A 22,872-nucleotide genomic window follows, 5' to 3' on the forward strand; every position below is an offset into this window, starting at 1 on the left:
GTTCTGAACATAGAGGTTGAGTTTTTTGACGGAGGATTTGAGCGTCTTGGTTGATTAGTAATCAGTTGAAGGTATGAGGGTAGGTTTTTCGCTAAACTCACCATGATTATTTGTCGAGATTTGCTATTATGCGCCCATGAGATTGGGTGTATCTCAATTTATTTAATAAGGAATTAAAAATATAACATGAAGGCTTGGTATCTTTTGTATTGTAAGCCACGGGGCGAGGTCAGAGCGCAGCAAAATTTAGCGATGCAAGGCATTGAAACGTATCTGCCGACCTTGTCAAAAAAAGTGACGCTTAAAGGGGAATCAACGATAAAAAAAACACATTTATTTCCAAGCTATGTCTTTATTTATTTTGACCCATTAGAAACCAGTGTCAGTCGTATTCATTCGACTCGTGGAGTCGTGCGGATCGTTGGCTGCAAAGAAATTATGACGCCTATTCATGACAGTATTATTGATGCCATTCGAAAAAGAGAAGCGAGTATACTCGCCGCAGTGAAAAATAACATTGAGGGAGAGGCGACATTGGCTAATAGGTTTAGCCCTGGTGACAAAGTCCGTTTTACTCAAGGTCCTTTTGTTGATTTAGAAGGTATTTTTTCCGAAAAAAGTGGTGATAAACGTTGTCATATTTTATTTGAATTAATGGGAAAACAACAACGTATACTTGTGGGAACGGAATCTTTAGAGGTTGTTTCACCTTAAATAACAGATTTCATATTACATTTCATTGCTTTTATTACGAGCGAGTCGATAGTTTGGCTCGATTTGTTTTGTGTCTTATCTAGATACCCCTATAATATTAGCTGTATAGTTTGCGTTTCTTATACGAGCCTCAGTTCGCAAGCATTTTCCTTTATATTAGGGACATAAAACTTCTATGAGCCATGGCTTGTTGATTCAAATTCTTTTTATGTTAGTGATCGCTATTATTGCAATTGCGATGCTCAGGCGAGCTGGGCTGCCCGCTATTCTGGCTTATTTGCTCACAGGTGTAATAAGTGGCCCGAGTGGGTTTAATTGGTTTAGCCAACAAGAAATTCATTCCGTTGCTGAACTCGGGATAGTGTTATTGATGTTTAGTTTGGGCTTGGAGTTTTCTTTGCCTCGATTATGGGCCATGCGACGAAAGGTATTTGGATTAGGCTTTTCCCAACTGATTGTCACAGTGTGTTTTACTATGGTAGCGGCATTATTTTGTGGTTTAAGTATGGTGGCATCATTGGTAGTAGGAGCTGCTGTTGCGCTATCATCGACGGCAATAGTGCTTAAATTGCTTAATGATCAAGGTTGGATCCGTCGCCGGCATGGTGAGTTGTCAGTCAGTGTGCTGCTTTTTCAAGATATTGCCGTTGTTCCCTTACTTATTTTATTACCTCTTCTTGCTGAACAATCCCAAACCTTTGTATGGTATGACATAGGAATAAGCCTATTTGAGGGGCTTGCTGTCTTTTTAGCGTTAATGATAGTGGGTAAATGGACATTACCTAAACTATTCGATGAAGTGGCTAGAGCCCGCTCTAACGAGTTATTTGTTTTGTCCACGTTAGTGGTTGCATTAGTGACAGGCGTGATCACGCAATGGGTTGGGCTATCGATGGCATTAGGGGCGTTTATTGCTGGAATGTTATTAGGTGAAAGTCAATATAAAAGGCAATTAGAAGCTGATATTCGCCCGTTTAGGGATCTGCTCATGGGCTTGTTTTTCATTTCCATTGGCATGCTGTTAGATTTTCATATCGTGAGGCAATTTTGGTGGGAAATTTTATTATTACTTGTGACCGTGTTACTTGTTAAAAGTCTTATTATTTTCTTGCTTCTTAAAGCCACTAAAGAATCATTTAGAATTTCACTCTCCACTGCACTGACGTTGGCACAAATGGGAGAATTTAGTTTTGTTATCTTATCTTTAGGTGTGAGTTATCAGTTAATTGATAATCAAACCAGTACTATTTTTGTCATGGTGGCGGTACTTTCTATGGCTTTTGCACCATGGCTCGTTAAAAATAGTATGAATATTGCAAAAAGGTTCCAGGGAGTGAAATTTAAGGGCGAAAATGTTGAGCTAAGCCAGTTAGCGCCACATTCACAAGGTGAATTAGTGCTGATCTTAGGTTATGGTCGAGTCGGTCAAACGATAGCGCGTTTTATGAAAGTCGAAGCGATACCGTATCTAGTATTGGATTTAGATCCTAAACGGGTTGCTGAGGCGAGAGCGGCTGGTGAGCCTGTCTATTTTGGTGATGGCTGCCAGCGGAGCATTTTAAAGCAAGCTAAAATTAGTGAAGCAAAAATGGTTGTGATCACATTGGGTGATAATAAGGCCGTTGAAGATGTGTTGTGTTTATGCAGGCAGTTAACGAGTCATGCCAAAATTTTAGTTCGCACCCGTGATGATATTGACATGGAAGTATTAGAAAAAGCTGGCGCTAGCCAAGTTATTCCTGAAACTTTAGAGGGGAGCCTAATGTTAGTGTCACAAGTACTCTATCAGTCTGGTGTTCCCTTGAGTCGAATATTAAAAAGACTGGAATTTGAACGACGTCATCATTATCGATACTTACATGGCTTTTTCTCTGGCGGAGATACAGATTTTACCCTAGAAAGGCTGCATGCAACGGCTTTGCCTCAAGGTGCTTTTGTTGTAGGGAAAACATTGGCGATGATCCCATGGAAAAAACTCAGGATAGAGTTAAGAGCAATAAGGCGTTCGGGGGCAGAAATTGAATCCCCACCACAGGACTGGGAGTGTAAATCTGGGGATATCCTGATCTTACTCGGGAAACCTCGACGTATTGAACGCGCAGAGAATTGGCTATTAAAAGGCTAACTCATTTTTACTTTTGTATGTAAAGTGTTAATCTTGCTGAGTTATGGATAATGAATCGCAGGGAAAGAAATGATAAAAAAAACATGGAAACGCTTAAGCGTTATTTTATTGCTCATCACTTTATTAATAGGGACTTTTGCTGCACATGAATGGTTTGCCCAGAAACCTTTTATGTTTAGAGTGTTTCTCGACAGGAGTGTATTGAAAGTGGTGTTGGATAGTCCCGAAACTTTGACATCTTTAGGTTTTTTAGAGTCATTCGGTTTTACTTCGCACAATGGTGAACTCAATAATGACAGTCCAGAAGAAATGGACGCATTATTGGCTCAGTTAGATGACTTAAAGGTTACGTTATTGAGTTATGATGATGCCTACTTAGATCAAAATGAGCAATTATCTAAAGACATATCGCTTTATTTACTCGATTTTATTCAAGAAAGTAAAGACTATCGATATCATAATTATCCTGTAAATCAATTGTTCGGCGTTCAAAATAGCTATCCTAGTTTTATGGCGTCAACCCACCCAATTAATGACATACTCGGTGCTGACTACTATCTATCACGTTTAGAAAAAGTGGAAGTGAAATTTGCTCAAAATCTTGAAGGTCTTAGACTTCGTGAACAAAAAGGGATTATTCCACCTAAGTTTGTGATTGAGCGTGTGCTAACGGAAATGAACGCTTTCGTTGAAACGCCGGTGGAAGAGAATATTCTTTATACTGGGTTGATTGAAAGAATGGATAAACTCGCCGATGTTTCAAAGACTGATAAAGAGCGCGTTCTGCTCGCAGCCAGGGTCCTCATCCAAGATAATGTGTATCCAGCTTATCACTTGTTCATTCATTATTTTTCTGAATTAAAAGATAAAGCGGGAGATGATGCGGGTTTCTGGCATCTGCCCAATGGTGATAAAGCTTATAAACAGGCATTAAAATTTTTTACGACGACGGATTTAACCGCTGAAAATATACATCAATTGGGTTTAGATGATGTTAAACGTATTCAATCGGAAATATTATCGATATTGGAGACTCAAGGCTATGATGTTTCTCAAGGGTTTACTCAAGCCATGGAAACATTGACTCACCAACCTGAGTTTTATTATGAAGACAGTGACGCGGGCCGAGCACAAATTTTGCGAGATTATAACACCATTTTGACTGAAATTAACCAAGGGATAGATTTAGCATTTGCGGTGCGCCCAGAAGCATCACTCGAAGTGGTTCGTATTCCAGAGTTTAAAGAGAAAACAGCGCCGGGTGCTTACTATGAGCAACCTGCTCTTGATGGAAGCCGCCCAGGGCGTTTTTTTGCTAATCTTTATGATATTAAAGCAACACCTAAATTTGGCATGAGAACATTGGCTTATCATGAAGGTGTACCAGGTCATCATTTCCAACTTTCAGTTGCTATGGAACTTGAAAATATGCCCTTTATTCGAAAAATGGCCCCTTTTGTGGCTTATACCGAAGGATGGGCATTGTACTCAGAGCAAGTGGCGTGGGAACTCGGTTATCAGGCCGATCCTTTTGATAATATTGGCCGATTACAAGCTGAGCTTTTTAGGGCTGTTCGTTTAGTGGTAGATACAGGGATCCATCATAAGCGTTGGACAAGGGAGGAGGCGATACAATACATGTTGACTCATACTGGAATGCCTCAAAGTGATGTTGTGTCAGAAATTGAACGTTATATTGTGATGCCGGGCCAGGCAACGGCTTATAAAATTGGTATGATGAAAATTTTATCCTTAAGAGAAAAGGCTAAATTAGCATTAGGGGAAGATTTTAGTTTAATTGAATTTCACAATGCCATATTAAAAAATGGGGCGATGCCGTTAACGATTTTAGAACGGGTCGTGGATAATTATATTATGGCCAATGTCGATAAACGAATTATCCAATAAACGGTCAATTCTTACTGACTAAATAGGGGTTATCAATTGAACATTTTGCTTTGTATATTTTTTGTTTTGATCTCTCCTATCTTATTTGTGCAGGCTTGTTATGTTCGCAAGGTCACCCCTAAATTACCTGAGGCGGCAGGAAAACGATCTGGGATCAGCGGTAATGGGGAGCCAATGAATCTACTTATCATTGGTGACTCAGCAGCCGCTGGTGTAGGAGTGGAAACACAATCTCAGGCATTATTGGGACAAACTGTTGTTTTGTTAACTGAGCGAGTTAGATTGAGTTGGACGTTATTTGCTCAGTCCGGTTATTCCACGAAAGACGTTCTCGGCGCAATAAAGGCAATTAAAAAACAAGATGTTGATGTTGTCTTAATTTCGCTAGGTGTTAATGATGTCACCCGTTTTATGAGTGTTGCTACTTGGCTTAAGCAGCAACAAGCCTTACTTCATTTTTGCCGAACAGAGCTATCCAGTCGGCAAGTGTTATTTTCTCTTGTTCCGCCTATGGGGGATTTTCCGGCTTTACCTCAGCCGTTAGCTTGGTTTTTAGGCTGGAGGAGTCAGCAATTTAATCAATTACTGACACATTGGCTGTCAGAAGAAGCTGATTGTCAAATTATCAATTTAGGGACGCTATTAGATGAAAGCCAAATGGCAGTTGATGGTTTTCACCCTGGTGAAGCCATATATCATCATTGGGCGAAAATTGCTGTAGAAAAAATAGAATTAAATCAATAAGAAAATTTCATATTGTTACCTAATATTAAGGAAATGCTTAACTTCATCAATCTGACACATGGTGTCTTCGTAACCGAGTTGAATAAGTGCTTTACAGTAATCTTTATCAAATAATAGGTACGAGACAATACTGGAATCAGATTGACCGGTTATTCCCATTAACTTCATGAGTATTTTAAACGCGATGGGAATAGTGTGAAAGTACTGAGCGGCTATTTCACTCAAATCTTCACTGGGCTTGATGACCATAGCATCAATATGCTGAAGAGGGATAGAACTACGGTAAGCTTTTGGGATATTGGTTAGGGTTTTATTGATCCTAAGTAAACGCTCTAGATCACTGTTAATCGTATCGGAAAAAATGGTATCGAGCAGATGACCTGCAATGGTTTCGACTTGTGGGTAATTCGTGTTTGATTGCCGTTCATTTTTGTGGGGGCTTTCTAAATTGATAGCAATAATGCGATTAGCGCCTAAATGAATAGGGCTACTTAATGGGGCAAATTGGTGTAAAGATCCATCCCCATAATATGCTTGTTCTATTTTAACCATAGGGAAAATAAGAGGAATAGCTGCACTTGCTAATAAATGGTCGGTTCTCAGTTTGGTTCTTTTACCGCAACGTCTCGAACGTTGCCAGTCTTGAATACTGGCTTTAGCTTGGTAAAATGTTTCACAAAAGGAAGTGTCGAAGCATGAAGTATCTAAGCTGATAGCATTTAAACTATTTCTGTTAATATTTCTATCAATCCGCTCAAAATCCACTAGTTTATCAAGTAGGTGACGTAGGGGGTCATTATTAAATAGACTTGCTGGATGTAAATTGGGGCCTTTTGATTTCATACCTTTAAAGGCCATTTTACCTAAATGACCAAAAACGCCCGATATACTGGCACTATAGACTTGATCAATAGAAAGATTTGACCATATCCATTCTAATTTTCTGACGCCTAAATGAAAACAAGAAGCATAAGTGGCCAATGCAGTTGCATTGATCCCTCCTGCTGAGGTGCCACTTAAGACTTTAAAAGGGATACCATGACTTCTAGGATAAAATTGTACGATTGCTTTTAATACACCGACTTGATATGCAGCTCTAGCGCCTCCACCGCCAAAAACCACTGCTGTTTTGTCTGACATAGTAGAATCCTTTAATTGAAAAAAGGTTAATGGATTTAACTTTAATAAATTGATTTTAAAACTTTCCAATAAAATATAATGATGATTTGTTAAGTTTTATAGCCAATAAAAGTATATACCCAAACCACTTAAAATTGCAGGTTTTGAAAAATGGAAAAATGGAAAAATGGAAAAATGGATAATGATAGGTGAGTATGGGAATGTAATATATGATTAAAGAGATGAAAAAAGCCTTTAATTATGTATTAAAGGCTTTTGTTATGCATGATTAAGCGGACTTTATGAAGTCTATAATGTCTTCAAAGGGAATGTCTTGTTTTTCACCGGTACGACGATTCTTGTATTCAAAAACACCATTGTCAATATTACGGTCGCCAATAACAATCACATGAGGAAGGCCCAGTAGTTCCATATCAGCAAACATAACACCAGGGCGCTCTTTACGATCATCAAATAGCACTTCTATGCCAAGTTCATTGAGATCTTGATAGAGTTTTTCAGCCATATCTTTTACTCGATGAGATTTATGCATGTTCATCGGCAGAATTCCCACAGTGAATGGGGCGATAGCTTTAGGCCAGATAATACCACGATCATCATGATTTTGTTCGATAGCCGCTGCTACTATGCGGCTGACTCCTATTCCGTAACATCCCATTAGCAATGGCTTAGACTTGCCGTTTTCATCAAGTACGTTAGCATGCATCGATTCAGAGTAATTTGTACCTAACTGGAAAATATGCCCAACTTCAATGCCACGAAGTAGGGCGATGTTGCCTTGCCCACAAGGACTCGCTTCACCCTCTATGATATTACGTAAATCAGCCGTTTCGGCTTGTGGTAAATCTCGCTCCCAATTGATACCAGTGAAGTGCTTACCGTCGTGGTTTGCGCCAGCGACGAAATCACTCATTACATTCACACTGTGATCGATAATGATGGGCATTGATAAATTGACTGGGCCTAATGAACCTGGGCCTGCACCAATTGCCGCACGAATGTCAGCTTCTTCAGCAAAGGTGAGTGGCGCAAGAACAGCATCGACTTTTTCAGCTTTAACTTCATTGAGTTCATGATCGCCTCGGATCACTAACGCGACAAGAGGGGCTTCCTCATTGGCGCCTTTGACTATGATGGTTTTGACTGTTTGTTCGATGGCGATATTATGTTCAGCGACTAGTGCGGCAATGGTTTTTGCATTGGGCGTATCAAGTTCTGCTAACCCCTGAGTTGGCTTTTTCCTTTCATCTGTCGGCATTGGGGCTTGGGCTTTTTCAATATTCGCCGCGTAATCACTGCCAGTCGAATAAGCAATTAAATCCTCACCACTATTCGCTAATACATGAAATTCGTGTGATAGACTGCCACCAATTGACCCCGTATCGGCAAGGACTGGGCGGAATGAGAGCTCCATGCGAGATAAAATATTACTGTAAGCAGTAAACATGGACTGATAAGTTTCATCCATTGTTTCTTGATTGAGGTGAAAAGAATATGCATCTTTCATTAAAAACTCACGAGAGCGCATAACACCAAAACGGGGACGGACTTCATCACGAAACTTAGTTTGAATTTGAAACAAATTTAACGGTAATTGTTTATAAGAGTTGACTTCTTTACGCACAATATCGGTAATGACTTCTTCGTGAGTCGGACCTAAAACGAAATCACGGTTGTGTCTATCTTGAAAGCGTAATAGTTCAGGGCCAAACTTTTCCCAGCGCCCTGTTTCACTCCAAAGATCGGCAGGTTGTACCATGGGCATGGATATTTCGATGGCGCCAGCTTTGCTCATTTCTTGACGAACAATGGCTTCTACTTTACGCAGTACTTTGAGCCCTGTTGGTAACCAGCTGTAAAGCCCTGATGCATTTTTACGGATCATGCCTGCACGTAACATAAGCTGATGACTAATGACTTCAGCATCTGCTGGCGTTTCTTTTTTTGTTGATAGTAGGTACTTGCTAACTCGCATTACCGATGTCCATGTTGAGAATGTAATTGAGCGACATTTTATCATTAAGCCTGCTGATGTCACCTATGAATACAGGAATATGCTAAATATTCTTGCTGTAAAGAGAGAAAGTTATGGTTTATCTCGTCTATCACCAATTTGTCTTGCAGGATTACCAGCCATAATGGCGTAAGGGGCAACATCTTTGGTCACAATGGCTCCCATTCCTATGACGCTGTGTGAGCCTATATTGACACCATCAACGATGCCTGCTTGTGCTCCAATCCACACATCTTCACCAATATTGATACCTTCTGAACTGACTTTCTGTTGATAGATACTTTGTCGAATATTCATCCCATGATTAAACGCATAAATAGTGACATTATTGGCAATACGTGTTTTATCGCCAATGATGATACCAGCCCGTCCGCCATCAAGAGAGCAACCATGATTAATGGCCACTTCATTTCCAAGGCTAATAGGGCCATGAATGAAACTATCTGCGGCTATCATACATTGATTGCCCATAGTGATATCACGACCTGGCTCCGCAAATAAGCGAGCTTGGGGGGCAATGAAGCAATTATCACCGAGTGTGATGGTTTCAAGTGCACAAAGTTGTGATTGAATTTGTGCTTGCCAAGGGAGTGCCCATTGTTTGTGCTTAGGTTTAAGAGTGTAATAGAGCCAAGGCATGTAGGCTAATCTTTGTTTATGTTGTGCTTGATAATCAAATGACATGTGTATCTTAATATATAGAGTTAAGTGTGAATATACGAGAACGATAGGCTATTACATCGATGATTTTGGCATGTTAGAAGGTATGATTTGGTTGACTAAGATAGCCTCGTCCTTCGTTTGCCAGCTAATATCCAAATCAAACAATGTAATGTGGTATTGTTTTAGATCGATTTTGCCTTTTTTATAGGCAGGCCTAGGATCTTGCGCTAGCACTTCTTCGATTAATACTTGTAAATTTGGGTATCCTCTATATTCATGTAATTGTGCTTTGGCTTCTGTTGAAAAGGTGACTTTGACTAATTGAGGGGCTTCTTGCGCGAATCCACCCGTGGCACTGACGATACTATCAGAAAAAGGAATATAAGGTTTAATATCAATGATGGGTGTGCCATCCAGTAAATCCATTCCAGATATTTCGAGACTCAATTGACCGGCTTTATGATGGATATTGTGAAGCTTTACAACAGATTGTCCAATGCCATTGGGTCTAAAAGTCGAGCGCGTGGCAAACACACCTAACTTATCATTTCCACCTAAACGGGGAGGTCTAACAGTGGGTTTCCAGCCTTGTTTAAGGTTTTCATGGAAGCAAAACAGTAACCATAAATGCGAATATTGTTCTAATCCTCTGACAGTATCAGGTTGATTATAAGCGGGCTGAAGTGTGATATAGCCTTTAGCAGAGGGAACGAGCCCCGGTTGACGTGGGATCCCAAATTTTTGTTTATATGGAGTATGACAATAAGCAAGGGCTTCAATTTGATGAGTAAAATGCATTAATTTGTGGCTCTAGTTGTCTGTGTTAGTCGATGTTTTAATGGCTTGTCCAATACAGACTGCACTGCTAAAGCATCCTGGAGTAGGCTCATTAATGAGTACACAATTTTTAATGATTAAGCCATTAGCATTTTTGTCAGCGGCGGCACGTCTTGCAAGTGTTCTTGCGTCAGCTAAGGTAACAGGAACGCCGTTTTGTTGAGTTTGACAGGCTTCTCCTTTGACTAAACCTTTTAATTCAAATTGACCTAAAGGTTCTTTATCTCCTTCATAAACAGTTACTTCTGATGGTTTGAAGTAATCTTCTATTGCTTCCCTATTGAGATTACTATTAAAGGTATAATTATTGTTGTTACAAGCATTGAGGAGTAAAATCATTAAAAGAGAGAGGAGGTGTTTCATATTGAATGAGCCTTAGTCAGATTTTAAAATATAAAGGTTAATTATTATACATGAATAGTGTGTTGAATGTATTGATATTATTGATATTGTAATAATTTGAAATAATCGTAAGTCACAGATAATACATGTTTTTTGTAGATATATACATCTTAGCGTCAAAATTGACATTCAGAAAGTCATTGAGTGAAAAAAGGTTTAAAAATCTATTTGGCATCGTTATAACACTTGATACTTGGAGATTTATATTGATGTCAATAGAGGAGGTGAGTTAGGTCTAGATTCAGGGTATAGTCATTCATTTTTTGAGCTGAATACTACTGAAGTAATCATAAAATTCACTGACACAATTTCTTTTTTTTACTTGAGTTGAATTAAAGTATCACTTTATTGTGGATGAGTGCCGAGTCTAGTGAAAGTTAAATTATGGGCCAGTTTTTACTATTTTTGATTGAGTCATTATTGTTAGATTAAGGTTTTGATTGAATTATCGTGAAGATATTTTGATTATTGAATGAAACCATCATCAGGCATTCTATATTAGGTTCTTAGAGTAGTTGAAGTTTATTTAGACGAAGATTTATTCACTTAATGCTATACAAATTAAACCATTTTTAATGAAAAAGGCTTTTGTCATCACAGTTATAGATTCATATTTAACATTAGCAATATTTTTGGTGTTATCCTACGAATGAATAATAGACGAATAAATATTAACAATAATGAATGTTGGTTGACTAAAACTCATTAAGCCTATGGTTTATATTGGGAGTGATAGTCGATATCATTTACTATAAAAAAGACAGAAAGTTATAGACTGGATTATTGGGAAATAGTTCAAACTTTTATGAAAAAAGAATAAAGTGGAAATGTGAAAAGGGAAATAAAATAATGTGTTAGGCTTGTCTGACGATAAAGTAAAGTGATTATAAATCAGGGGTTTGTATTTCAATATTTATTTAAGATGCAGGTAAGAAATTTGAATTAAAATAAGACAACATTTTAATAAATGTATCAATTTATCGATAAAAAAAGCTCAGGTAAACTGAGCTTTTTTTATTAAATGATTGGACTTAATCTTAAATAAGAAAGTCTTCCATTTTACGACCTTTGTCTAGCTCTGCTTTAAAAACAGTAGGCATGCGACCTTGTCCTGTCCATGTTATTTCTTCACCGTCCACATCGATTTTATATTTAGGTGGGCGAGGTGCGCGTTTTTTTGGCGCAGATTTAACTGCTGCTCCACCAATATCATCAACTGATAATCCAACAGCTTCCATTTGCTTGCGGATTTCTTCGATTTTAGCATTACGCTCTGCAAGCGCTTGATTATCAGCCTCTGCTTGAGAAGACTTTTCTTCAATGATTTTCTCAAGTTTTTCGGCAAGCTCTTGAAGTTGCTCTAGGCTTAACTCCTTAACCGCTGCTTTAAATCGACGTCCATGTGTTAATATATCTAGAAATTCGCTCATAGTTATTTAGATCCAATCCAATGTAGAAAGTTTTTATATTCAAGTACGAATAATAGAAACTATTTAGCCTTGGATCAAATAAATATTGCAATAATTGAATATTATTTGGTTTTTAAATAAAAAAAATGCTTTTTTAATGTATTTTTGACGAAATTGTTGCTTTTGTGTGGATATAAATTAAACACAAATAAAAACGAACGTTTGAATCGAGTTGACGTTAACGTCAACAGGAAGTAAAGTATGGTGAAGATTGGGTGTCACTTAGGCACTAAGATATCCATTTTGAAATTTCAGTAAGCCAGTGTCATATTCCATTCTGTGGATATAGTGATTCAAATTAAATATAAAGACGTACAAGGAAGCTTTATGAAAGTATTGGTACCAGTAAAACGTGTCGTCGATGCTAATGTGAAGGTCAGGGTGAATACTGACACTCAACAAGTTGATACCGCGAATTTAAAAATGGCAATAAACCCTTTTTGTGAAATAGCAGTTGAAGAAGCGGTTCGACTAAAGGAGTCTGGAAAAGCTCAAGAAGTGGTCGTGGTCAGTATTGGTGCTAAAGCTGTTCAGGAGCAGTTACGTACTGCATTAGCTTTAGGTGCAGATAGAGCTATTCATGTTGAAACCGATGATGAATTAGTGCCGCTTTCTATCGCTAAAATATTACATGCGGTTCAAGAAAAAGAGCAGGCTGAGCTCGTTATACTGGGTAAACAGTCGATTGATGGGGATAATAATCAAACAGGGCAAATGTTAGCGGCGCTTGGGAAAATGCCTCAAGCAACATTTGCGTCAGAAGTGCTGTTAGAGGGTAATGAGTTGACTGTTACCCGCGAGGTTGATGGGGGACTACAAACATTAACCCTACCACTTCCGGCGGTTATCACTTCCGATCTTCGTCTCAATGAACCGCGTTATGCCAAATTACCTAATATTATGAAAGCCAAGCGTAAGCCACTGGAAGTGGTATCACCTGATTCATTAGAAGTGTCTTTAAAACAGCATCAAAAAATATTAAGTGTCACACCACCGGCGAAAAGAAGTGCGGGTGTCATAGTGAAATCTGTGGATGAATTAATTGCAAAATTGAAAAATGAAGCGAAGGTGATCTGATGGCAATATTAATATTAGCAGAGCATGATAATGTCAGTTTGAAACTTGATACCGCAAAAGTGGTGACCTGCGCTCAAGCGATAGGTGATGAATATGATGTATTGGTGGTCGGGCATGAGTGTCATCAAGTTGCCAGTGAAGCGCAAAAACTGTCGAATGCAAGGCAAGTGATTTATCTTGACTCGGTGGAATACGCTAACCATTTAGCCGAAAATATGTCTTTATTAATCACTGAAATGGCCAAGGATTACGATGTGATCATAGGTGCAGCATCCAGTGTGGGTAAAGACGTGCTTCCTCGTGTTGCCGCTTTATTAGATGTATCTCAAGTGTCAGAAGTGGTTGACGTGATATCTGCAGATACCTTTGTACGCCCTATTTATGCAGGTAATGCGTTGGCAACAGTACAAAGTTTAGATAGCCAAAAAGTCATTACGGTTCGTTCTAGTGCGTTTGATGCCGTTGATATGAATGGAAGCGCATCTTTAGTGACAATCGATACCCTTTTTGCGCCAGAGGTGACTTTTGTGTCGCAACAATTGACTGAATCAGAGAGACCTGAGTTGGGCAGTGCAAGTGTTATTATTTCTGGTGGACGAGGAATGGGGAGTGGTGAGAACTTTAAAATTTTAGAAGCGCTTGCTGATAAGCTTGGTGGGGCAATAGGCGCATCACGTGCAGCGGTTGACGCAGGTTTTGTACCGAACGATCTTCAAGTGGGACAAACGGGCAAAATTGTTGCGCCAGATCTTTACATTGCTGCTGGCATATCGGGTGCGATTCAACATCTGGCAGGTATGAAAGATTCAAAAGTGATTGTGGCTATAAATAAAGATCCTGAAGCGCCAATTTTTCAAGTTGCGGATTATGGTTTAGTGGCCGATCTCTTTGAAGCTGTGCCCGAAATGACGGATGCCGTTTAGGGTATAATTAAAATCAATACTTGCTTATCATTATTGAACATTGTACTTTTACACAGCTGCAATATGTGACTGAGATCACGAAAAGTGGCAAAAGGCTCGCTCCCTTTCGCCGCTTGTGCTTTTATGTGGCGCGTGTCAATTTACAGTGGGTTGTTGAGGTTGGTTAAGTAGTGCAGAAAATAACATTGTTGTATTAGGTGTTTATTTGATTTCTATCAGTGAGTTTGATGATGTTGAGAGAGTCGATTTAAACCAGAAATACTGATGTTTTTATTATAGTGTTGCTTGTTAAGGATGATGAGTAAATTCATGTTGATGTGATTGATGACAGCTATAATGCGTTACCAGAACAGGATAAGTACTAAACCCCACCAGTTCAGTTGTCCTCCATTTGTATTTAGCGAAGAAGATAAATGACAATTATAAGCTATGCCGATTCGGCTCTTTCTTTGCTGCCGCCTGTGGTAGCAGTTGTGTTGGCGATGATCACTCGCCGCGTATTACTTTCTCTTGGATTGGGGATCCTTATTGGTGGTCTTCTTTTAACTGACTTTTCTTTGGTTGGTACGGGGCAGTATTTGTCCGCGAAAGTGACAAGTCTTGTTTGGGATGATGGTGCCTTTAACAGTTGGAATTTGTATATTCTGGCTTTTTTAGTCTTACTTGGCATGATCACCGCGTTAATCACTGTCAGTGGATCGGCTAGAGCGTTTGCTGAGTGGGCAAGAAAGCATATTCGGAATAAACGAGATGCAAAGTTATTGACGATTTTTCTTGGTTGTGTTGTTTTTATCGATGATTATTTTAATAGTTTGGTTGTGGGCAGTGTCGCTAGGCCATTAACAGACAGATATTATGTTTCTCGTAGTAAACTGGCTTATTTACTGGACTCTACTGCTGCGCCTATTTGCGTCATTTCACCAGTATCTAGTTGGGGGGCGTATATTATCGCCCTCATTGGTGGGATCTTAACGGCTCATGGTTTTGCTGATTCGGGGCATTTAAGCGTTTTTGTACAAATGATCCCAATGAACTTTTATGCCATTTTTGCTTTATTATTATTAATTTGTGTAGCATTAATGGGCTTAGATGTCGGTTTAATGCGAGAGCATGAGCTCAATGCACAAAAAGGTAATTTATATGATGAAGCGAAAGGATTACCCCCAGGAGCTGTCTCTGATTTACCTGAAGCGAGTACGGGTAAAATATTAGGGTTATTTTTACCTATTTCAGTTTTGGTATTAGCTACATTTTATTTTATGGTAAGCAGTGGAGCGAATGTTCTGGCTGAAAAGGGGCTGGCTTTTAACATTATTGGTGCTTTTGAAAACACCGATGTGGGCTCATCATTATTTTTTGGTGCCATTATTGGGTTAATCGTGACCTTGGTCATGAGTATTGTGCAAGGCATCGATAAAAAAATGATCCTAAAAGGCATGAGTATGGGCGCGCGTTCAATGCTCCCCGCACTTTATATTCTCATGTTTGCTTGGACTATTGCCGCTGTCATTGGCCAATTGGAAACCGGTAAATACATGGCGAGCTTAGCGACGGGCAATATTCCTTTTGAAATGCTGCCTGCGGTTTTATTTGTACTCGCTGGATTAACGGCTTTTGCTACGGGAACCAGTTGGGGCACTTTTGGGATCATGTTACCCATTGCTGCTGATATGGCCATGGGCAGTCACAGCGCTATGATGTTACCTATGCTTGCGGCGGTATTAGCAGGCGCCGTATTTGGGGATCATTGCTCACCCATTTCAGATACCACTATTTTATCGTCCACAGGGGCAAGCTGTCATCATATTGATCATGTCATGACGCAATTACCTTATGCGCTTATTGTAGCGGGGATCAGTTTAGTGGGCTATTTAGTGCTTGGTTTTACCGGCTCGGTGACAATAGGCTTCATTACTTGCAGCTTACTGTTTGTCATGAGTGTCATTTTATTAAGAATGAAATCGAATCAAGGCCGATACTAGTGGTTTGATATACGAGTGATGCTCTGCCGATCTGAGCAGTGAAATCGAAAGAGACCATTTAATGCCGTGATCATATGATTGATCACGGCATTTTTATGGGATAAATTTCGAAGTATTTTAACAATAAAGGATAAAAAGTTTGGCACAACTTTATTTTTATTATTCTGCAATGAATGCAGGAAAATCGACGTCACTTTTACAGTCTTCCTACAACTATCAGGAAAGGGGGATGAACACCTTAGTCATGACGGCATCGATTGATAATCGATATGGAGTAGGGAAAGTGGCTTCTCGAATAGGCATTGAGTCAGATGCGCATGTTTTTAGCCAAGATGATGATTTACTCTCAGTCGTGATGGATGAGATAAAAAAAGCAAAGTTACATTGTATTCTAGTGGATGAGTGCCAATTTCTTTCTAAAATTCAAGTGAAACAACTGACGAAAGTTGTCGATGACTTGAATATTCCTGTTTTGTGTTATGGATTAAGAACAGACTTTCAGGGGGAGTTATTTATGGGCAGTCAATATTTATTGGCTTGGGCCGACAAGTTGATTGAGCTTAAAACCATTTGTCATTGCGGCCGAAAAGCGAATATGGTGCTGAGGCTTGATGGGGAAGGGAAGCCCATTAGTGAAGGAGAGCAAGTCGCAATTGGTGGGAACGAGCGATATGAATCCGTTTGCCGTAAGCATTTTAGAACGCTTATTTGGGAATAATCAGTATCTCTATTTTTTATGGTTTATGGATGATTTACTTTGATGTGATCTCACCTTTTAAAGGTGAGTTTTCCCTCTTTTCGTCGATGACTATTTTTAGATGTTAGGTGTTAACCAAACAATAGCTAGTTTACTACGTTAGTCTCATTTCATTATACTTTTCCCTCCTTTATGCTCTCAACCGCAAAATCTTTCATTTAGTCTTATTTTAAGACTTATCTTAGAAAGAGTATTGAAATAGTCCCTCAGAGCACGTTTATAAGGGTAAAAGTTATAGACTTCTGATGTATCCAGTAAAAAAGCAGATGACACATGATTGTATTTTACACATGTGTTTTTTTTGCTGGTTAAAAAGTAGTCTGTTGAAAGTTTGAGATCAAAAAATGCGTAAATTTACGCATTTTTATCAACTTTACTGTCAGTAATGGTGTATTATGTGCGGCGTTTAACATAGCATAAACAGCTTTTGCATTGAAACTCGTTTGATGTTAACAAAATGAGGGCATGGAGTTTTTTCAGCTCCTATGTGGTTTTGAATTGATAGATATCAATTCTGTAATGCAAAATCTGAACATTGTGATGTTAGAAAATACAATAGATTAGCATATCTTACTAATTTTAAAGTATTTATGGCATTATGGAGGCCGCAATTCATGGGCGGTAGCGTGCCTGGATTTTATTTTTATCAATTAAAAGGAACTTTAATGATCCACCGTCAGCTTGGTGTTAACTTATTTTCTATTCGTTAGGCATTATAAAGACAAGAGTATGTTCGTTATTATATTTTATGTCACTTCATTGAGGTGTTCATTAGCATCTCTACCTTGCTAACCTCAGTTTTCAATCAGTTTTCAATTAGTTTTTAATATTAATCATGAATAAAATTTCTAAGTTAGTCGTCATTGGCTTTATGTCAGCCTTTATTACCGCTTGTGTGACCCCAGGGCAACATTTGAGCACGTCGGGTAAAAATATTATTAAAGAAGCGTCATCGGATAAGGAAGAGGCTGATTTTGATTCATTGGTTGATGTTTATGAATTAACACCCAGCTTTGTGAATGCTCATCGAATTCCAAGCCCGACAGCGGCAGTGAACACCAGTATGGATGAAGAGATTGCAAACTATCAGTATCGAGTTGGGCCTGCAGATATTCTTAATGTAACGGTTTGGGATCATCCCGAGTTAACTATTCCAGCGGGTTCTTATCGAAGCGCCACAGAGTCTGGCAATTGGGTTCACACAGATGGACGGATTTATTATCCTTATATCGGTTTTGTCACGGTCGAAGGTAAAACCGTTGTTGAGATTCGTGATGAAATGTCAAAGCGATTGGCTGAATACATAGAAAGCCCACAAGTGGATGTCAATGTGGCTAACTTTCGCTCACAAAAAACTTATGTGACAGGCGAGGTTAAACAACCAGGTAAACAGCCTATTACCAATGTGCCATTAACTTTATTGGATGCTATCAATCAAGCGGGCGGTTTAGCCACGAATGCAGATTGGCGCAATGTCACTCTGACCCGTAATGGTGAAGAGACTCAAGTGTCCTTGTATGCACTTATGCAAAAAGGGGATCTTACTCAGAATCATTTATTACGTGCTGGTGATATTATTCATGTCCCTAGAAATGACGGCCAAAAAGTCTTTGTGATGGGAGAAGTGAAAACACCTAAAACAATTACTATTAACAGAGCAGGCATGAGCTTGACGGAAGCCTTGAGCACGGTTGGTGGATTAAAACAGAACGAGTCTAATGCAACGGGGGTGTTTGTTATTCGAGCCAATAAGCAATTAGATATAGATTTAAAGCAAGATGATGCAGAAGTTAAAGCAGTTACTTCTATTGCGAGTATTTATCAACTGGATATTTCTGATGCAACGGCAATGGTGACTGGTACATCATTTGATATTCAGCCCTATGACATTGTTTATGTAACTACAGCACCTATCTCTCGATGGAATCGAGTCATGAATAATTTACTTCCAACAATTTTAAGTGTTAGTTATTTAAGCAATTCATATAATCGAATTCGTACATGGTAGTCGTAGCCCAATTTTTAAACTTTAGGTAAATAAGTTATGTTCAATAAAATCTTAGTGGTGTGTGTAGGTAATATTTGTCGCTCGCCCTCAGGAGAATACTTGCTTAAAAATTTGCTGCCTCTTAAACAAGTGGACTCTGCGGGGATTGCTACAGAGAAAAGTCGCTTATCGAGAAAACCAGCGGATAGTATGGCAATAAAAATTGCGAAACAAAATGGGGTGGACTTAACGCCTCACAAAGCAAGGCAGTTAACTTCTGAATTATGTCAAGAGTATGATTTGATTTTAGTCATGGAAAAAGGGCATATTGATGCGGTGTCCAGTATTTCACCTGCGGCGCGAGGGAAAACAATGCTCTTTGGGCAATGGATAGGGCAGCAAGATATTCCTGACCCTTACAAACTCAGCCAAGAAGCATTTGAACATGCCTATGCACTCATTGAAAAATCAGCAAATTTATGGGCTGATAAAATAAAATAAGTGAAAAATTTATTTAACTTTCCAGAACGTTTTTGAAATCAACGTTTATTATTTGAACACATAAAGAAAATAATTGTCTGTTTTCTCTATTTTATTGCGAGTTTAATTTTATTATGACCTCGACTCAAAACATGCCGACAAAATTACCTGAATCTAATGATGAAATTGATTTAAGTAAATTATTAGGCGCCTTGATTGATCATCGTTGGATGATTATAGCAATCACCTTCTTTTCAATGTTATGTGGTCTAGCTTATGCTTTATTGGCAACCCCGATTTATAAAGCGGATGCGCTCATTCAAATCGAAGAGAAAAGTTCTGGTATGTCAGGTTTTGGGAATATGGAAGATATGTTTGGAACTGAATCTTCTGCAAGTACTGAAATTGAAGTTATACAGTCTCGTATGGTATTGGGAAAAACCGTTGATAAGCTTAATTTAACGACGATAGTTGAGCCGGGTTATTTTCCTATTATAGGTAAAGGCATTTCTAGAATATTAGGCAATAGAGAATCTGTAAGCATTAAGCGTTTTAAAATACCTTCATCTTTGTATCTAAATACTGATTATGTTTATTTTAAGCTTGTTGTTTTAAACCCAGAAATAGGTACTTATGAATTACAGGGAAATCACGGTAATCACATTTTGTCTGGGCGTGTAGGTGAATTAGCACAAAAGAATGAATATAAATTTTTTGTGTCTAATATCAATGCTAGTGCTGGATTTAGTTTTACACTTAAAAAACAATCTCGTCTTGATGCGATTACTTGGATACAAGATAATTTGTCGGTTGCAGAGAAAGGGAAAAAAACAGGAGTTTTACGTCTTTCGTTTACGGGAGAGAATCGCAATCAAATTGAGAATGTACTTAATGATATCAGTCAAGATTATTTTCTGCAAAATGTGGAACGTAATTCTGCTGAAGCCGAAAACAGTCTTGTTTTTTTACAGCAACATTTGCCTTTGGTAAAAGCCAAGCTCGTTGAAGCTGAAGAGGTGCTTAATCAGTTCCGCGAAGATAATGACTCTATTGATTTAGGACTAGAAGCTAAATCAAGCTTAGATGTCATGGTAAAGTTGGAAGAGCAGCTCAATGAGTTGACTTTTAAAGAGAGTGAGATATCACAACTTTTTACTAAAGAGCATCCAGCCTATATATCCTTAATGGGTAAAAGAGAAACCTTATTAAATGAGCGAGCAAGACTGAATAAGAATATTCAAGAATTACCTAAGGCTCAGCGCGATATTTTGCGTATGACTCGCGATGTCGAAGTTAATCAAGAGTTATATTTGAAACTATTAAATCGTGTGCAAGAATTGAGCATAGTTAAAGCGAGTACCGTTGGTAATGTGCGTATTATAGACAAAGCAGAAGCTTATACACGTGCTATTAAGCCTAAAAAACCGCTGGTAATTTTTTTAGCGACCCTTTTTGGTGCTTTGGTTGCGGTTGCTTTGGTTTTGTTAAGATCTGCACTCCATCGAGGCGTAGAAAGTCCTGAACAGATTGAACAAATTGGTTTGCCTGTGTATGCCAGTGTGCCAAAATCTAATTGGCAAGCGGGAATTGATATTCATCTGAAGCGTAAGAAGAAAAATCAAGACTATGAAGCGCTTTTGGCAGAAACTAATCCTGCAGATTTAGCCATTGAGGCGCTACGAGGGCTTAGAACTAGCTTGCATTTTGCCATGATGGAAGCGAAAAATAATGTGGTGATGATTTCAGGTCCTGCGCCGGGTCTAGGTAAATCCTTTGTGTCGGTTAATTTTGCGGCAGTACTGGCAAAAACGGGCCAAAAAGTGTTGATCGTTGATGCGGATATGCGCAAAGGGTATTTACAACGCCAGTTTAATCTCAAGTGGGAGAATGGGTTATCGGATTTATTATCAGGTAAATCTGAAATAAAGGAAGTGGTCAAAGCTTCGGGAATTGAGAATTTAGACTTAGTTACTCGTGGACCTGTGCCGCCGAATCCGTCTGAGCTGTTAATGCACCCAAGATTTGAAGACTTTGTGACATGGGCTTCTAAAGAATATGACATAGTGTTGATTGATACACCGCCAGTATTAGCTGTAACCGACCCAAGTATTGTGGGTGCATTAGCGGGCACCACATTATTAGTGGCTCGTTTCGGGGTGAGCTCAGTCAAAGAAATTGAAATTGCCTATCGTCGCTTCGAACAAGCTGGTATTAATGTAAAGGGCTTTGTGCTCAATGCGACAGAACAAAAAGCACGTAATGCCAATGAAGTTTATGCTTATAGTTATGAATAAAGTTAATAAACGATAGATTCTGTTACTTTCAATTATAGATAAAAATTAAATTATTTTAGGCGATATATAAATGAGTTTCTCTCTGGATAAAATAAAAATAGGGATTATTGGGTTAGGTTATGTTGGCCTGCCTCTTGCTGTAGAGTTCGGAAAAAAGTATCAAACTGTTGGTTTTGATATAAATGAAGGACGAATAGCGGAATTAAGAGATGGCATCGATTCAACGTTAGAGTGCTCAGCTAGAGAGTTAGCTCTTTCTCATCAGTTAAATTTCACTTCTAGTGTTGCTGATATCACTAATTGTAATTTTTACATCGTTACAGTTCCTACCCCAATAACAGATGATAATGTCCCTGATCTTACTCCGTTAAAGAAAGCATCGAGTTTATTAGGAGTAATAATATCTAAAGGTGATATCGTTGTTTTTGAGTCAACAGTATATCCAGGTGCGACTGAGGAAGTTTGTTTACCCATAATTGAAAAAGAATCTGGCTTAAAATTTAATGGAGATTTCTTTGCAGGTTATTCTCCTGAACGCATTAATCCCGGTGATAAGATTAATACTTTGACTAAAATAATGAAAATCACATCAGGATCAACGTCTGAAGTTGCTGATTTTGTGGATGAGTTATATCGTACAATTATCACTGCTGGAACACATAAAGCAGCTTCAATAAAAGTTGCTGAGGCAGCTAAGGTTATTGAAAATACTCAACGTGATTTAAATATTGCGATTATAAATGAGTTCGCTAAAATTTTTAATAAACTTGATATAGATACAGAACAAGTATTAAAGGCTGCTGGAACTAAATGGAATTTCTTACCTTTTAAACCTGGACTGGTTGGTGGGCACTGTATTAGTGTGGACCCATATTACTTAACTCATAAGGCTCAAGAAGTTGGATATCGCCCTGAAGTCATATTAGCTGGACGTCGTATAAATGATGGTATGGGAGAATATGTCGCAACGCAATTAGTTAAGAAACTGTCTAGCCAAAAGATTCATATCGATGAGGCCAAAGTGCTTATTTTAGGGATCACTTTTAAAGGGGATTGCCCCGATGTCCGTAATACAAAAATTATCGATATTATTAAAGAGTTGAAAGATTTTAATATGTCTGTTGATGTCTATGACAGCTGGGCTAACCCTGATGAGGTTAAGTCTGAATATGGAATAGAGTTAATACAGAGCCTAGAAGAAAAAAAATATGATGGGATAGTATTAGCGGTTGATCACCAAGAATTAAAAAAAATGGGAGAGGCTAAATTACGTTCTTTAGGAAAAGAGAATCACATACTTTATGATATAAAGCATGTGCTTAGATCAGATGAAGCTGATATTAGATTATAAGGAGT

The 22,872-nt window shown here is 38.6% G+C and carries 18 protein-coding genes; 12 read left to right on the forward strand and 6 right to left on the reverse strand.

Annotated elements, in window-relative coordinates; all coding sequences use genetic code 11:
• Positions 1 to 186 precede the first annotated feature (186 nt).
• The 4 genes from rfaH (at position 187) to Q0779_RS02070 (ending at position 5,491) form a co-directional block, all read left to right on the forward strand.
• On the forward strand, positions 187 to 714 hold the full coding sequence (rfaH, locus tag Q0779_RS02055; RefSeq protein ID WP_298768969.1) for a transcription/translation regulatory transformer protein RfaH: 528 nt from the start codon (positions 187 to 189) through the stop codon (positions 712 to 714).
• A gap of 175 nt (positions 715 to 889) precedes the next feature.
• Complete coding sequence (locus Q0779_RS02060) at positions 890 to 2,839, forward strand: monovalent cation:proton antiporter-2 (CPA2) family protein (protein WP_298768971.1); 1,950 nt, start codon at positions 890 to 892, stop codon at positions 2,837 to 2,839.
• A 69-nt stretch (positions 2,840 to 2,908) separates the two neighbouring features.
• The gene (locus tag Q0779_RS02065) at positions 2,909 to 4,747 is read left to right on the forward strand and encodes a DUF885 family protein (RefSeq protein WP_298768973.1); all 1,839 of its coding nucleotides are present in this window, start codon (positions 2,909 to 2,911) and stop codon (positions 4,745 to 4,747) included.
• A 36-nt stretch (positions 4,748 to 4,783) separates the two neighbouring features.
• Entirely contained in the window at positions 4,784 to 5,491 is a 708-nt protein-coding gene (locus Q0779_RS02070) for an SGNH/GDSL hydrolase family protein (RefSeq protein ID WP_298768975.1), read from the forward strand.
• A gap of 15 nt (positions 5,492 to 5,506) precedes the next feature.
• On the opposite strand, the gene Q0779_RS02075 is transcribed toward Q0779_RS02070, so the two are convergent.
• The 6 genes from Q0779_RS02075 to Q0779_RS02100 all read right to left on the reverse strand — a co-directional run bounded on the left by Q0779_RS02075 (position 5,507) and on the right by Q0779_RS02100 (position 11,977).
• On the reverse strand, positions 5,507 to 6,631 hold the full coding sequence (locus Q0779_RS02075; RefSeq protein ID WP_298768977.1) for a patatin-like phospholipase family protein: 1,125 nt from the start codon (positions 6,629 to 6,631) through the stop codon (positions 5,507 to 5,509).
• Between the two features lie 268 nt (positions 6,632 to 6,899).
• Positions 6,900 to 8,606, reverse strand: a complete 1,707-nt coding sequence (locus tag Q0779_RS02080; protein WP_298768978.1) for a proline--tRNA ligase — start codon at positions 8,604 to 8,606, stop codon at positions 6,900 to 6,902.
• Positions 8,607 to 8,717: 111 nt separating this feature from the next.
• A complete protein-coding gene (locus Q0779_RS02085; protein ID WP_298768980.1) occupies positions 8,718 to 9,329 on the reverse strand; it encodes an acyltransferase in 612 nt (203 codons plus the stop codon).
• A 51-nt stretch (positions 9,330 to 9,380) separates the two neighbouring features.
• Positions 9,381 to 10,106, reverse strand: coding sequence for a tRNA (N6-threonylcarbamoyladenosine(37)-N6)-methyltransferase TrmO (gene tsaA / locus Q0779_RS02090; protein ID WP_298768982.1), 726 nt, complete (start codon positions 10,104 to 10,106; stop codon positions 9,381 to 9,383).
• Between the two features lie 12 nt (positions 10,107 to 10,118).
• The gene (gene rcsF / locus Q0779_RS02095) at positions 10,119 to 10,508 is read right to left on the reverse strand and encodes an Rcs stress response system protein RcsF (RefSeq protein WP_298768984.1); all 390 of its coding nucleotides are present in this window, start codon (positions 10,506 to 10,508) and stop codon (positions 10,119 to 10,121) included.
• 1,076 nt (positions 10,509 to 11,584) lie between these two features.
• On the reverse strand, positions 11,585 to 11,977 hold the full coding sequence (locus Q0779_RS02100) for an H-NS family nucleoid-associated regulatory protein (RefSeq protein ID WP_298768986.1): 393 nt from the start codon (positions 11,975 to 11,977) through the stop codon (positions 11,585 to 11,587).
• A gap of 366 nt (positions 11,978 to 12,343) precedes the next feature.
• On the opposite strand from Q0779_RS02100, the gene Q0779_RS02105 reads away from it, so the two are divergent.
• From Q0779_RS02105 to tviB, 8 genes are all read left to right on the forward strand, one after another.
• On the forward strand, positions 12,344 to 13,093 hold the full coding sequence (locus Q0779_RS02105) for an electron transfer flavoprotein subunit beta/FixA family protein (protein WP_298768988.1): 750 nt from the start codon (positions 12,344 to 12,346) through the stop codon (positions 13,091 to 13,093).
• Positions 13,093 to 14,016, forward strand: a complete 924-nt coding sequence (locus Q0779_RS02110; RefSeq protein WP_298768990.1) for an FAD-binding protein — start codon at positions 13,093 to 13,095, stop codon at positions 14,014 to 14,016. Before Q0779_RS02105 ends, Q0779_RS02110 begins: the two co-directional genes overlap by 1 nt.
• A gap of 413 nt (positions 14,017 to 14,429) precedes the next feature.
• Positions 14,430 to 15,998, forward strand: a complete 1,569-nt coding sequence (locus Q0779_RS02115; protein WP_298768992.1) for a Na+/H+ antiporter NhaC family protein — start codon at positions 14,430 to 14,432, stop codon at positions 15,996 to 15,998.
• Between the two features lie 139 nt (positions 15,999 to 16,137).
• Positions 16,138 to 16,716, forward strand: coding sequence for a thymidine kinase (locus Q0779_RS02120; RefSeq protein ID WP_298768995.1), 579 nt, complete (start codon positions 16,138 to 16,140; stop codon positions 16,714 to 16,716).
• 874 nt (positions 16,717 to 17,590) lie between these two features.
• Positions 17,591 to 18,763: a polysaccharide export protein gene (locus tag Q0779_RS02125; protein ID WP_298768997.1), complete on the forward strand. Its 1,173-nt coding sequence runs from the start codon at positions 17,591 to 17,593 to the stop codon at positions 18,761 to 18,763.
• Between the two features lie 36 nt (positions 18,764 to 18,799).
• Entirely contained in the window at positions 18,800 to 19,243 is a 444-nt protein-coding gene (locus Q0779_RS02130) for a low molecular weight protein-tyrosine-phosphatase (RefSeq protein WP_298768999.1), read from the forward strand.
• Between the two features lie 113 nt (positions 19,244 to 19,356).
• Positions 19,357 to 21,516: a polysaccharide biosynthesis tyrosine autokinase gene (locus Q0779_RS02135; protein WP_298769001.1), complete on the forward strand. Its 2,160-nt coding sequence runs from the start codon at positions 19,357 to 19,359 to the stop codon at positions 21,514 to 21,516.
• 70 nt (positions 21,517 to 21,586) lie between these two features.
• Positions 21,587 to 22,867, forward strand: coding sequence for a Vi polysaccharide biosynthesis UDP-N-acetylglucosamine C-6 dehydrogenase TviB (tviB, locus tag Q0779_RS02140; protein ID WP_298769003.1), 1,281 nt, complete (start codon positions 21,587 to 21,589; stop codon positions 22,865 to 22,867).
• Positions 22,868 to 22,872: the final 5 nt, after the last annotated feature.

It is taken from the genome of uncultured Shewanella sp. (genome assembly GCF_947491715.1).
GTDB lineage: Bacteria > Pseudomonadota > Gammaproteobacteria > Enterobacterales > Shewanellaceae > Shewanella.